Genomic DNA, 12,932 nt, shown 5'->3' with positions numbered 1-12,932 from the left:
GTGCGCCATGCACAAGATCGCCCTGAATTTCGAAGACGGCGTGACCCGTTTCATCGACTCCGCTGCCACCGAGACCGTCGCCGACGCGGCCTACCGCCAAGGCATCAACATTCCGCTGGACTGCCGCGACGGCGCCTGCGGTACCTGCAAGTGCCTGGCCGAGGCGGGGCGCTATGATCTGGGCCAGGAATACATCGACGACGCCCTCACTGACGAGGAGGCCGCGCAAGGCTACGTGCTGACCTGCCAGATGCGCGCCGCCAGCGACTGCGTGATCCGCGTGCCGGCTTCGTCGGATGTCTGCAAGACCCGCCAGGCCAGCTTTGAAGCGACCATCAGCCAGGTCGAGAAACTTTCGGACAGCACCATCGCCCTGAAGATCAAGGGCGAGTCCCTCAGCCAGCTGGCCTTCCTGCCTGGCCAGTACGTCAACCTGCGGGTGCCTGGCAGTGAGCAGAGCCGTGCCTACTCGTTCAGTTCTCTGCAGAAGAACGGCGAGGTCAGCTTCCTGATCCGCAACGTGCCCGGCGGCCTGATGAGCAGCTTCCTCACCGGCATGGCCAAGGCCGGCGACAGCATGACCCTGGCCGGCCCGTTGGGCAGCTTCTACCTGCGCGAGATCAAGCGGCCTTTGCTGCTGCTCGCCGGTGGTACTGGGTTGGCGCCCTTCACCGCGATGCTGGAAAAAATCGCCGAGCAGGGCAGCGATCATCCGTTGCACCTGATCTACGGCGTCACCCATGACAGCGACCTGGTGGAAATGGACGTTCTGGCCGGCTTCGCCGAGCGCATCGCCAATTTCACCTACAGCGCCTGCGTGTCCAGCCCGGACAGCAGCTACCCGCACAAAGGTTTCGTCACCCATCACATCGAACCGGGGCACCTCAACGACGGCGATGTCGATGTCTACCTGTGCGGCCCGCCGCCGATGGTCGAGGCGGTGAGCCAGTACATCCGCGAGCAGGGCATCACCCCGGCGAACTTCTACTACGAAAAATTCGCCGCCAGCGCGGCCTGAACCAGGGAGGTCGTCATGCACATGCGATTTGCAGACAAAGTGGTGCTGGTCACCGGAGCTGCCCAGGGCATCGGGCGAAGGGTCGCCGAACGGCTGGTCGAGGAGGGTGCGCAACTGGTGGCAGTGGATCGCTCGGAGCTGGTTTTCGAGCTGCAGGAAAACCTCGGCCAGCAGTGCCTGGCACTGACCGCCGACCTTGAGGGTTTCGATGCAGCGCACCGGGTGATGGCTACGGCCGTGGAGCGCTTCGGGCGTCTGGACGTGCTGATCAACAACGTCGGCGGCACCATCTGGGCCAAGCCGTTCGAGCATTACCAGCCGCACGAGATCGAAGCGGAGATTCGCCGTTCGTTGTTCCCCACGCTGTGGTGCTGCCATGCGGCGCTGCCGTACATGCTGGAGCAGGGCAGTGGTGCCATCGTCAACGTCTCGTCCATCGCCACCCGCAGCGTGAACCGCGTGCCCTATGGCGCTGCCAAGGGCGGGGTGAATGCGTTGACCGCCTGCCTGGCATTCGAGAACGCCGGGCGCGGCATTCGCGTCAACGCCACGGCTCCGGGCGGCACCGAGGCGCCACCGCGGCGCATCCCGCGCAACGCCGCCGAACAGAGCGAGCAGGAGCAGGGCTGGTATCAGCAGATCGTCGAGCAGACCATCGACAGCAGCCTGATGAAGCGCTACGGCACCCTCGACGAGCAGGTGGGGGCGATCCTGTTCCTGGCTTCGGACGAGGCCTCTTACATCACCGGCGTGACCCTGCCGGTGGGCGGCGGCGACCTGGGCTGACCCCAGAGGTCGACGACCCGCAGGCGTCCGGTCGCGCAAGCGCTTCGCGGCTCAAGCCGCTACCGGATGAGCGCAACACAGACAGCAGTGCTTTCTACAACAAAAACAAGAGATGCATGCCATGCGAACCATAGACGTACACGCGATTATCGATAACGCGCGCTTCGGGCGCTTCCACTGGATGGTCATGAGCTGGTGCGCCCTGCTGCTGATCTTCGACGGCTATGACCTGTTCATCTACGGCGTGGTGCTGCCGGTGATCATGAAAGAGTGGTCGCTCACCCCCTTGCAGGCTGGCGCGCTGGGCAGCTATGCGCTGTTTGGCATGATGTTCGGCGCCCTGGTATTCGGCAGCCTGGCCGACCGCATCGGGCGCAAGAAGGGCATCGCCATCTGCTTCGCGCTGTTCAGCGGCGCGACCATCGTCAATGGCTTTGCCAGCAGCCCCACCGAGTTCGGCATCTGCCGCTTCATCGCCGGCCTGGGCTGCGGCGGCCTGATGCCCAATGCCGTGGCGTTGATGAACGAATACGCGCCCAAGCGCATGCGCAGCACCCTGGTGGCGGTGATGTTCAGCGGCTACTCGCTGGGCGGCATGCTCTCGGCGGGGGTGGGCATCGTGATGCTGCCGCGCTTCGGCTGGGAGTCGATGTTCTTCGCCGCTGCGCTGCCGTTGCTGCTGTTGCCGGCGATTCTCTACTACCTGCCCGAGTCCATCGGCTTCCTGGTCCGTCAGGGGCGCAGCGAAGAGGCCCGGCGCCTGTTGCAACGCCTGGACGCCAGCCAGACGCTCGACGGTGACGAAATCCTGCAGGTCAGCGATGCCAAGGGCCAGGGCGTGGCGGTGCTGGAGCTGTTCCGCGAAGGCCGTATGGTTCGCACCCTGGCCTTGTGGGTGGCGTTCTTCTGCTGCCTGCTGATGGTCTATGCGCTCAGCTCCTGGCTGCCGAAACTCATGGCCGGTGCCGGCTACAGCCTGGGGTCTAGCCTGTCGTTCCTGCTGGCGCTGAACTTCGGCGGCATGTTCGGCGCGATCTTCGGTGGCTGGCTGGGCGACCGCCTGAACCTGACCAAGGTCACCGTGGGCTTCTTCATCCTCGGTGCCGTGGCCATCAGCCTGCTGGGCTTCAACAGCCCGATGCCGTTGCTCTACCTGCTGATCTTCATCGCCGGAGCCACCACCATCGGCACGCAGATTTTGCTGTATGCCGGTGCCGCCCAGTTGTACGGCCTGTCGATGCGTTCCACCGGCCTGGGCTGGGCTTCGGGCATCGGTCGCAATGGCGCCATCGTCGGCCCGTTGCTCGGTGGTGCACTGATGGCTGCCAACCTGCCGCTGCAACTGAACTTCATGGCCTTTGCCATTCCTGGTGCCATTGCCGCCATCGCCATGACGGTGTTCGCCGTCAGCGCTCAGCGCCGGGTGGCCGGTGCGCCCCTGCTGCAATCCTGAGCCGGGCTGGGACGCCACACGCGTGGGGCACAAGCGAGCGTGCTCGCGAAAAGCCCCACTGCAGGCGACGCCGGCCGTGTTAACCAGACAATCATGCGAGGTCCCATGAACGACCTGTTCAAGGATGTCTCCCTGTCCGCCGTGGTGGCCGGGTGTATTGCCACACTCATCTCTTACGCCGGTCCGCTGGTGATCATCTTCCAGGCCGCCGACTCGGCGCAGTTGTCGCATGCGCAGCTGTCGTCGTGGATCTGGGCCATCTCCATCGGCAGCGCGCTGCTGGGGGCCTGGTTGAGCCTGCGTTTTCGGGTGCCGGTGGTGGTGGCCTGGTCGATCCCCGGTTCTGCGCTGCTGGTCTCGCAGCTGCCACAGATCGGCCTCAATCAGGCCGTGGGGGCCTATCTGATGGCCAGCCTGCTGCTCTGGCTGGTTGGCGTCAGCGGCGCCTTCGACCGCCTCATCGCCAGGCTGCCGGGGTCCATCGCCGCCGGCATGCAGGCCGGCATTCTGTTCAGTTTCGGTGTCGCGCTGTTCGAGTCGCTGCCGGCCCGGCCCTGGCTGGTGCTGGCGATGTTCGCCACCTATGTGTTGATGCGTCGTCTGTTGCCGCGCTATGCGGTGATGGCGGTGCTGCTGGTGGGCGTGCTGGTGACCTGGCTGGGCGGCGAGTTTCGTGCCGACGCGCTGGTGCTGGGTCTGGCCACGCCGACGCTGATCGAGCCGCAGTTCAGCCTGCAGGGCTTCTTCAACCTGGCCCTGCCACTGGTGCTGGTGGCGCTGACCGGGCAGTTCATGCCGGGCATGGCCGTGTTGCGCAATGCCGGCTATCAGACGCCTGCCAGCCCGTTGATCGGCGCCACCGCCCTGGGCAGCGCGGTACTGGCGCCGTTCGGTTGCCATGGCCTGAACCTGGCGGCGGTTACCGCCAGCCTCTGCACCGGTCGCGAGGCGCACGACAATCCCCGGCGCCGCTACATCGCTGCGCTGTCGGGCAGCCTGCTGTACCTGGTGTTCGGCATCGCGGGCGCCACCCTGGTGTCGCTGTTTGCGGCCTTTCCCAGGGAACTGGTGGCCGCGCTGGCCGGGCTGGCGCTGTTCGGTGCCATCAGCGAGGCGTTGGGCCGCAGTACCGTGCAGGTCGAGGAACGCGACGCCGGCCTGTTCACCTTTCTGGTCACTGCCTCAGGTGTGTCTTTCCTGGGCTTGTCGGCAGCGTTCTGGGGGCTGTTGGCGGGGCTGGTCGTGCACCTGGCGATGAACGCCAGGCGCCCGGCACCTGCGCTGCGTGCCTTGGGCGACAAGAGCTGAAGTTGCATCCCTCGCTGTGCTGAGGGCCTTTCATTCATAACAACAAGAGAACAACCATGAGCCAGCATCAGATCGCCAAGCGTCACGTCATCAGCCTGGTCGGCCTCGGCCTGCCGTTGTCCGCCCTGGCGGCCGGCAGCCCGGCGCCGGAAGGCTTCATCGAAGGCGCCAGTGCCACCTTGCAGACCCGCAACTATTACTTCAGCCGCGACTTTTCCGACATCGTCGGCAGCAACCGCCAGTCGAAGCAGGAGGAGTGGGCCCAGGGCTTCATCCTCAACTTCAAGTCTGGCTATACCCCGGGTGTGGTCGGCTTCGGTCTGGACCTCAGCGGTATCCTGGGCATCAAGCTCGACAGCAGCCCGGACCGGGTCAATACCGGCCTGCTGCCGACCCACGGCGATGGCCGTGCGGCGGACGAATACAGCCGCCTGGGCGCGACCTTCAAGGCGCGCCTGTCGAACACCGAGCTGCGTGTCGGCGAGCTGCAGCCCAACCTGCCGGTGCTGACCTTCAGTGACATTCGCCTGCTGCCGCCTAGTTACCAGGGCGTGGCGGTCAGTTCCAGCGAGATCGCCGGCCTGACCCTGCAGGCCGGGCATTTGAGTTCCACCCACCTGCGTAACGAGGCCGGCGACGAGAAGATGATGGCCATGCTCGGCCATGTGCCGCAGCGCCAGGCCAGCAGCGATGCCTTCAACTATCTGGGCGGCGACTACGCCTTCAACGCCAAGCGCACCTCGTTGAGCCTCTGGTACGGGCAACTGGAGGATATCTATCAGCAGGGCTTCGTCGGCTTCAAGCACAGCCAGCCGCTCGGGAACTGGGTGCTGGGCGCCAACCTCGGTTACTACAGTGCCCGCGAGGACGGCGACAAACTGCTGGGTCGCATCGACAACCAGGCATTCTTCTCCCTGCTCTCGGCCAAGCACGGCGGGCACACCTTCTACGTGGGTTACCAGGCCATGTACGGCGACAGCCCGTTTCCCAGGGTCTTCGCCAACGTCTCACCACTGGGCAACGAAGTGCCGACCTACGAGTTCGCCTACACCGATGAACGCTCCTGGCAGGCGCGCTACGACTATGACTTCGCCGCCCTGGGCCTGCCCGGCCTGACCACCACGCTGCGCTACATCACCGGCGACAACGTCGACACCGGCGCCGGCTTCGAGGGCAAGGACCGCGAGCGCGATCTGGACATCGGCTATGTGGTACAGGAGGGGACGCTGAAGGGGCTGGGCGTGCGCGTGCGCAACGTCGCCGCGCGCTCCAACTACCGCAGCGACATCGACGAGAACCGCCTTATCTTCAGCTACACCTGGAAACTGCTCTGAGCAGGCCTGTCCTTGTCGCTTCCCGAAACCTGCAGGGTTCTGAGGAGCGGCTTCATATAACGCCTGACGGAGCTGTATCGGCTTCTGCTGCGAAGGCGCCGTCCGGCTCAGATCCGCTCCTTGCGCTCATGAGTCGGCGACGGCCGGCCGAACAGGTAGCCCTGCAGGTGCGAGCAGCCCTCGGCCTTGAGCAGTTCGTACTGTTCCTGGGTCTCGACGCCTTCGGCGGTGGTCTTGATCAGCAGGCTGGTGCTGATGCCGGTGATGGCGCGGATCACGGCCATGGCTTCGCGACTCTCGGCCATCTCGTTGACGAACGACCGGTCGATCTTGATCCGGTCGAAGGGGAATGAGCGCAGGTAGCCCAGTGACGAGTAGCCGGTGCCGAAGTCATCCAGGGCAATAGCGACGCCCAGGGCCTTCAGCTCACGCAGGGTGGCGAGGTTTTCCTCGTCGTTTTCCAGCAGCACCGATTCGGTGATTTCCAGCTCCAGGCGATGGGGCGCCAGGCCCGAGTCGGTCAAGGCCAGCCTGACGATGTCGACCAGCTCGCAGTTCTTGAACTGCACCGGTGACAGGTTCACCGCCACGCTCTGTTCGCCACTCCAGTTGCAGGCTTCCTGGCAGGCAAGATTGAGCGCACGGGCGCCGACCTCGTGGATCAGCCCGGTTTCCTCGGCGATGGGAATGAAATCCAGGGGCATGATCAATCCGCGAGTCGGGTGGTGCCAGCGCATCAGCGCCTCGTAGCCGGTGATGCGCGGCTCGTCGAGGCCGATGATGGGCTGGTAGTAGAGCTGCAGGTGCCCCTGGTGCAAGGCCTTGCGCAGTTCGATCTCCATCAGCCGGCGATGCTGGGCCGCTTCGGCCATGGCCGGGTGGAACACCTCGTAGCGATTGCGCCCGTTGCGCTTGGCCTCATAGAGCGCCATGTCGGCGTGGCCGAGCAGCAATTCGCCCGACTCGCCCGGTGTCTGGTTGAACGCGATACCGATGCTGACGCCGATCAGCAGGTTATGGCCTTCCATCAAAAACGGTGCGGCCATGCACGCGGTGATGCGTTGCGCGATGCGGTAGGCATCTTTCGGGCGCTCGACGCGTGACAGCACGATAGCGAACTCGTCACCGCCCAGGCGCGCCAGGGTATCGTGCTCATCCAGCACCCCGCGCAGGCGCTCGGCCACGGCGCGCAACAGCGTATCGCCGAAGGCATGGCCAAATGCATCGTTGACATTCTTGAACTTGTCCAGGTCCAGGCACAGCGTGGCGATCAGGCGCGGCTGCAACGCACAGGTGTCCAATGCCTGCTGCAGTTGTTCGTGCAACAGGGTGCGGTTGGCCAGACCGGTCAGCGCATCGTGGTGCGCCATGTGGTGGATCTGTTCGCGGGCGGCGATCTCGTCGGTGACGTCCTCGGCGATCAGCAGCACGTAGTTCGACTGGGCTTCGACATCGCTGCGCAGCAGGGTCTTGGTGCGCAGCACGCGCAGGCCTATGGCGGTACGCAGGCGCTGCTCGGACTGACGCACGTGGGCGCTGCGCAGGCAGTGTTCGGTCTGTTCCTCAACGTAATCGGCCATGGTCGCCGACAGGCAATCTCGTGCCTGCTTGCCGAGCATGCCCTGGCGGGTGGCGCCGAACAGGCGTTGCGCCTGCTCGTTGACCAGCAGGATCTCGCGGCTGCGTGCGTCCTGAACCAGCACGCTGGCGGGGATGCTGCCGATCACCGAGTCCAGGAAACGCGACAGCGCGGCCATCTGTTCGCTGTAGCGCTCGGCCATGTCCTTGGCCGCCAGTACCTGCAGTTCAGCCTCGCGGCGTTCGGTGATATCGCGGGTGATCTTGGAAAAGCCGATCGGCTGACCGTCGTCGTCATGCATCGGCGTGATGACCACATGGGTCCAGAAATGCGTGCCATTCTTGCGCAGGCGCACGCCTTCGGCCTCGAAGCGTCCGTCGCGGCGCGCGGTGTCCAGGCCATGCTGCGGCAAGCCGCGGGCACGGTCATCCGGGGTATAGAACACGGAAAAATGCCGGCCGACGATCTCTTCGGCCCGATAGCCCTTGGCGCGTTCGGCACCGCTGTTCCAGTTCACCACATGACCGTCGAGGTCGAGCATGTAGATGGCATAGTCGGTCGCCCCCTGCACCAGCAGACGGAAGCGCTGTTCCTGCTCGCGCTGCGCCAGCAGCGCCTGGCGCTGTAAGGTGCAATCGCGGGTGATCTTGGCGAAGCCGATCAGCTCGCCATGGTCGCCACGGATCGCATCGATGACCACGTGGGCCCAGAAGGTGCTGCCATCCTTGCGAACCCGCCAGCCCTCGGCCTCGAAGCGGCCGGTACGCCGGGCCGTTTCCAGGCCGGCCATGGGGACGTTGCGAGCGCGTTCTTCGGCGCTGTAGAACAGCGAGAAGTGCTTGCCGACGATCTCCTGCGCCCGGTATTGCTTGGCCCGTTCGGCCCCGCTGTTCCAGTTGGCGACAATGCCTTCCGGGGTCAGCATGTAGATGGCGTAGTCCACTACACCCTGCACCAGCAGGCGATACATCACATCCGGGTTTTCGACTACCAATGTCATCGGGCACTACCGTCCTGGTGGGTGGCTCACGGATTCTCGGCGCAGGTCCGTAGGCAATCGAGCCTCGGTCCGGCCATGGCCGTTTGGCATTATTTCATGCGTGGGCGCGGCTGGACACGTCTAGGTCGGTCTTTTATCGCGCGGGCGATGGCGTGCGAGCGTGTGCAAGGGGCGGGGAATGCAGCACCCGCCGAGCGGGGCGGATGCCGGAAGGCAGGAAGAGAAGTGCGGTGCCGTCCATTGCGGTACGGCACCTTGGGGCAATATCAGGTGCGGAACTTGCGCACCAGACCGTCCAGTTCGCTGGACAGCGCCGCCAGGCTCTGCGAGTCGCCCCGCGCCGACTGTGCCAGCTCCACCACCAGCTGGGCATCGCCGTGGATCTGGCTGATGTGCCGGTTGATATCCTCGGCCACCTGATGCTGCTCTTCGGCGGCGGTGGCGATCTGCGTGTTCATGTCACGGATCACGTCCACCGACTCGCGGATCTGCCCGAAGCTGCTGCGTGCCTGGCCGATCTTGCTTACCGACTGCTGCGACACTTCCAAGCTGGCGTGCATCTGCTGCGCCACCGAAGCGGTGCGCCGGGCCAGGTTGCCCAGCAGAGTGTCGATCTCGGCGGTGGAGTCGGCGGTGCGCTTGGCCAGCGCACGGACCTCGTCGGCGACCACGGCAAAACCACGGCCCTGTTCACCGGCGCGGGCGGCTTCGATGGCGGCGTTGAGGGCCAGCAGGTTGGTCTGCTCGGCGATGGAACGGATGGTGTCGAGGATCGACTGGATGTCGTTGCTGTCCTTCTCCAGCTGGCTCATGTCCTGGGCCGAACGGGAGATTTCCTCGCTGAGCTTGTCGACGCTGTGCACCGCATCGTCGATCTGTCGCTGACCATCGCGCGCCTGCTGCTGGCTGACATCGGCGGAGCTGGCGGCCTGGCTGCAGGAGCGTGCGACTTCGTTGGCGGTGGCGACCATTTCATGGAAGGCGGTGGACACCATGTCCACGGCTTCGCGCTGGCGGTTGGCGGCATCGGCCATGTCGTTGGAGACCTGGGTGGAGCTGCGCGAAGCCTCCAGGATGCTGCCTGCGGCGCGGCCGATGTGCTGGATCAGGCCGCGAATCGCGCCGAGGAACTGGTTGAACCAGCCGGCCAGTTGCGCGGTTTCGTCCTTGCCGCGCACGGCCAGGGTCACGGTCAGGTCGCCTTCGCCCTGGGCGATGCCTTCCAGGCCGCTGGACACGCTGTTGATCGGGCGCACGATGAGGCTGGCGAAGCTGGCACCGGCGATGGCAAAGAGCACCGCCAGTACGGCGGCGATGATGCCGATCAGCAGGGTCAGGCTGTTGGCCGAGGCCATGACTTCGTCGCGCTTGATCAGGCCAATGAAGGTCCAGCCCAGTTTTTCGGCGGGGTAGACGTTGGCCATGTAGCGCTCGCCGTTGAGCTGCACTTCCACCATGCCTTTGCTGGCCTTGGCCAGTTCGGCGTAGCCACCGCCCAGGTCACCGAGCTTCTTGAAGTTGTGCTCGGGCATCTTGGGGTCGACCAGCACGTTGCCATTGCTCTCGGCCAGCAGCAGGTAGCCGCTTTCGCCCAGCTTGATCTGCTTGACGATCCCGGTGAGCTGCTTGAGCGACACGTCGATGTTGACCACGCCGCCGGGGTTGCCCAAGGCATTGGGAATGGCCCGTACTGTACTGACCAGCACGGCGTCGTCACCGGCCCAGTAGTAGGCACCGGTGCGCACGGTCTGCCCGGGGTTGGCCATGGCCAGCTTGTACCAGGGCCGTGGGCGCGGGTCATAGTTGTTGAGCTTGGGGTCTTCCGGCCACAGCGCATAGCTGCCATTGCTCATGCCGTAGGACACGTAGGAGTAGGCCGGGTGGCTCTTGGCCAGGCGGGTGAACAGGGCAACGATCTGCTTGTCGGTCTCCGACGGGGCGATGCTGGGCGCGTCGGCACTCACATAGCTCTTCACGTCGTTACCTGCATTGCTCAGCAGCGGGTTGGCGGCGAGGTATTCGACGTTCTGGGTGATGCTGTCGAAGAACAGCTGCATGGCGTTCTCGACCTGGCGGATCTCGCGGCCGCTGCTATCGACGAAGCTGTCGGTGGCTTCGGTGCGCAGGTTGAGGATGACGATACTGGCGACCACGATGACGGGAAGGCAGGCGATGACTGCGAACGCCCCCGTCAGTTTTTGCTTGATGTTCATGCTGGCTCCCCGATTGTTTTTTTGCCCTGTCCGACTGCCGTGCTACACGCCAGCCTGGTGCTCCCGATGCAGCCGGGATGCCGGTGGTTAACAGCCCTGTTTCGACCGTCTCGTCAGGTTCTTTAGGTTTTTTGTCATATGGTATGCCAGGACACAGCCCGGCATTCGCCAAGGGGAGAAGTTGGAGAAGCGGAGGGGCAATGAAAAGCGGCCCTCTGGAGGGCCGCCTGGGTGATACGTGAAGGGCTGTAATCAGGTGCGGAACTTGCGCACCAGACCGTCCAGTTCGCTGGACAGCGCCGCCAGGCTTTGCGAGTCGCCCCGCGCCGACTGTGCCAGCTCCACCACCAGCTGGGCATCGCCGTGGATCTGGCTGATGTGCCGGTTGATGTCTTCGGCTACCTGATGCTGCTCTTCGGCGGCGGTGGCGATCTGCGTGTTCATGTCACGGATCACGTCCACCGACTCGCGGATCTGCCCGAAGCTGCTGCGTGCCTGGCCGATCTTGCTCACCGACTGCTGCGACACTTCCAGGCTGGCGTGCATCTGCTGCGCCACCGAAGCGGTGCGCCGGGCCAGGTTGCCCAGCAGGGTGTCGATCTCGGCGGTGGAGTCGGCGGTGCGCTTGGCCAGCGCACGGACCTCGTCGGCGACCACGGCAAAACCACGGCCTTGTTCACCGGCGCGGGCGGCTTCGATGGCGGCGTTGAGGGCCAGCAGGTTGGTCTGCTCGGCGATGGAACGGATGGTGTCGAGGATCGACTGGATGTCGTTGCTGTCCTTCTCCAGCTGGCTCATGTCCTGGGCCGAACGGGAGATTTCCTCGCTGAGCTTGTCGACGCTGTGCACCGCATCGTCGATCTGTCGCTGGCCATCGCGCGCCTGCTGCTGGCTGACATCGGCGGAGCTGGCGGCCTGGCTGCAGGAGCGCGCGACTTCGTTGGCGGTGGCGACCATTTCATGGAAGGCGGTGGACACCATGTCCACGGCTTCGCGCTGGCGGTTGGCGGCATCGGCCATGTCGTTGGAGACCTGGGTGGAGCTGCGCGAAGCCTCCAGGATGCTGCCTGCGGCGCGGCCGATGTGCTGGATCAGGCCGCGAATCGCGCCGAGGAACTGGTTGAACCAGCCGGCCAGTTGCGCGGTTTCGTCCTTGCCGCGCACGGCCAGGGTCACGGTCAGGTCGCCTTCGCCCTGGGCGATGCCTTCCAGGCCGCTGGACACGCTGTTGATCGGGCGCACGATGAGGCTGGCGAAGCTGGCACCGGCGATGGCAAAGATCACCGCCAGCACCACGGCGATGATGCCGATCAGCAGGGTCAGGCTGTTGGCCGAGGCCATGACCTCGTCACGTTTGATCAGGCCGATGAAGGTCCAGCCCAGCTTCTCGGCGGGATAGACGTTGGCCATGTAGCGCTCGCCATTGAGCACGACTTCGGTCATGCCCTTGCCAGCCTTGGCCAGTTCGGCGTAACCGCCGCCCAGGTCACCGAGCTTCTTGAAGTTGTGCTCGGGCATTTGCGGATCGACCAGCACGTTGCCGTTGCTTTCGGCCAGCAGCAGGTAGCCGCTTTCGCCGAGCTTGATCTGCTTGACGATACCGGTCAGTTGCTTGAGCGACACGTCGATGTTGACCACGCCGCCCGGGTTGCCCAGCACGTTGGGAATGGCGCGGATGGTACTCACCAGCACGGCGTCGTCGTTGGCCCAGTAGTAGGCATCGCTGCGTACGGTCTTGCCGGGGTTGGCCAGTGCAGTCTTGTACCAGGGCCGCACGCGCGGGTCGTAGTTCTTCAGGGTCTTGTCTTCGGGCCACATGGCGTAGCTGCCGTTGGCCAGGCCGTAGGACACGTAGGAATAGGCCGGGTGACTCTTGGCCAGACGAGTAAACAGATCGAACAGCTGCTTGTCGGTTTCCGACAGCGGCGTGCTGAATGGATCGGCGCCGGTGAAGTTCTTCACGTCGTTGCCGGCATTGGCCAGCAGCGGGTTGGCAGCCAGGTATTCGACGTTCTGGCTGATGCCGTCGAAGAACAGCTGCATGGCGTTGTCGACCTGGCGGATCTCTCGGCCGCTGTTGTCGACGAAGCTCTCCAGAGCGTCGGTACGCAAATTGACGATGACGATGGTGGCGACCACCACCACGGGCAGACACGCGATGACCGCGAAGGCCCCGGTGAGCTTCTGTTTGATATTCATGTTGGCTCCTTTGCCATGCGCAGCCTGTGCTGTGCATACCTG

General features: G+C 64.7%; 8 protein-coding genes and 2 pseudogenes. 5 read left to right on the top strand and 5 right to left on the bottom strand.

The window, feature by feature from the left end:
* Positions 1–7 precede the first annotated feature (7 nt).
* From benC to RRX38_RS05345, 5 genes are all read left to right on the top strand, one after another.
* Positions 8–1,018, top strand: a complete 1,011-nt coding sequence (gene benC, locus RRX38_RS05365; protein ID WP_315961836.1) for a benzoate 1,2-dioxygenase electron transfer component BenC — start codon at positions 8–10, stop codon at positions 1,016–1,018.
* Positions 1,019–1,033: 15 nt separating this feature from the next.
* Positions 1,034–1,804: a 1,6-dihydroxycyclohexa-2,4-diene-1-carboxylate dehydrogenase gene (locus RRX38_RS05360; RefSeq protein WP_315961835.1), complete on the top strand. Its 771-nt coding sequence runs from the start codon at positions 1,034–1,036 to the stop codon at positions 1,802–1,804.
* Positions 1,805–1,925: 121 nt separating this feature from the next.
* Positions 1,926–3,257, top strand: coding sequence for an MFS transporter (locus tag RRX38_RS05355; RefSeq protein ID WP_315961834.1), 1,332 nt, complete (start codon positions 1,926–1,928; stop codon positions 3,255–3,257).
* Positions 3,258–3,362: 105 nt separating this feature from the next.
* Positions 3,363–4,565, top strand: coding sequence for a benzoate/H(+) symporter BenE family transporter (locus RRX38_RS05350; RefSeq protein WP_315961833.1), 1,203 nt, complete (start codon positions 3,363–3,365; stop codon positions 4,563–4,565).
* A 56-nt stretch (positions 4,566–4,621) separates the two neighbouring features.
* Positions 4,622–5,899 (top strand): OprD family porin, encoded by a 1,278-nt coding sequence (locus RRX38_RS05345; RefSeq protein WP_315961832.1) that lies wholly within the window; start codon positions 4,622–4,624, stop codon positions 5,897–5,899.
* 107 nt (positions 5,900–6,006) lie between these two features.
* On the opposite strand, the gene RRX38_RS05340 is transcribed toward RRX38_RS05345, so the two are convergent.
* From RRX38_RS05340 to RRX38_RS24955, 5 genes and pseudogenes are all read right to left on the bottom strand, one after another.
* A complete protein-coding gene (locus RRX38_RS05340; protein WP_315961831.1) occupies positions 6,007–8,478 on the bottom strand; it encodes an EAL domain-containing protein in 2,472 nt (823 codons plus the stop codon).
* Positions 8,479–8,744: 266 nt separating this feature from the next.
* Positions 8,745–9,473, bottom strand: a complete 729-nt coding sequence (locus RRX38_RS24970) for a methyl-accepting chemotaxis protein (RefSeq protein WP_410524897.1) — start codon at positions 9,471–9,473, stop codon at positions 8,745–8,747.
* Between the two features lie 129 nt (positions 9,474–9,602).
* Positions 9,603–10,535 (bottom strand): annotated as a pseudogene (locus RRX38_RS24965) (cache domain-containing protein); the annotation flags it as partial.
* A gap of 408 nt (positions 10,536–10,943) precedes the next feature.
* Positions 10,944–11,672 carry a methyl-accepting chemotaxis protein gene (locus RRX38_RS24960; RefSeq protein WP_410524897.1) on the bottom strand — a complete coding sequence of 243 codons (729 nt, stop codon included), beginning with the start codon at positions 11,670–11,672 and terminating at the stop codon, positions 10,944–10,946.
* A 129-nt stretch (positions 11,673–11,801) separates the two neighbouring features.
* A pseudogene (locus RRX38_RS24955) lies at positions 11,802–12,890 on the bottom strand (cache domain-containing protein); the annotation flags it as partial.
* Positions 12,891–12,932: the final 42 nt, after the last annotated feature.

The sequence above is a fragment of the Pseudomonas sp. DTU_2021_1001937_2_SI_NGA_ILE_001 genome (assembly GCF_032463525.1).
Classification (GTDB): domain Bacteria; phylum Pseudomonadota; class Gammaproteobacteria; order Pseudomonadales; family Pseudomonadaceae; genus Aquipseudomonas.
Note: the sequence above shows the minus strand (reverse complement) of the source record. Positions and strands in the feature narration are given on the sequence as shown.

Excerpts from the sequence above, each read along its gene's own strand:
- RRX38_RS05355 (WP_315961834.1), top strand. The coding sequence starts at position 1,926 with ATGCGAACCATAGACGTACACGCGATTATCGATAACGCGCGCTTCGGG.
- RRX38_RS24970 (WP_410524897.1), bottom strand. The coding sequence starts at position 9,473 with ATGGTGTCCACCGCCTTCCATGAAATGGTCGCCACCGCCAACGAAGTC.
- RRX38_RS05340 (WP_315961831.1), bottom strand. The coding sequence starts at position 8,478 with ATGACATTGGTAGTCGAAAACCCGGATGTGATGTATCGCCTGCTGGTG.
- benC (WP_315961836.1), top strand. The coding sequence starts at position 8 with ATGCACAAGATCGCCCTGAATTTCGAAGACGGCGTGACCCGTTTCATC.
- RRX38_RS05360 (WP_315961835.1), top strand. The coding sequence starts at position 1,034 with ATGCACATGCGATTTGCAGACAAAGTGGTGCTGGTCACCGGAGCTGCC.
- RRX38_RS05350 (WP_315961833.1), top strand. The coding sequence starts at position 3,363 with ATGAACGACCTGTTCAAGGATGTCTCCCTGTCCGCCGTGGTGGCCGGG.
- RRX38_RS05345 (WP_315961832.1), top strand. The coding sequence starts at position 4,622 with ATGAGCCAGCATCAGATCGCCAAGCGTCACGTCATCAGCCTGGTCGGC.
- RRX38_RS24960 (WP_410524897.1), bottom strand. The coding sequence starts at position 11,672 with ATGGTGTCCACCGCCTTCCATGAAATGGTCGCCACCGCCAACGAAGTC.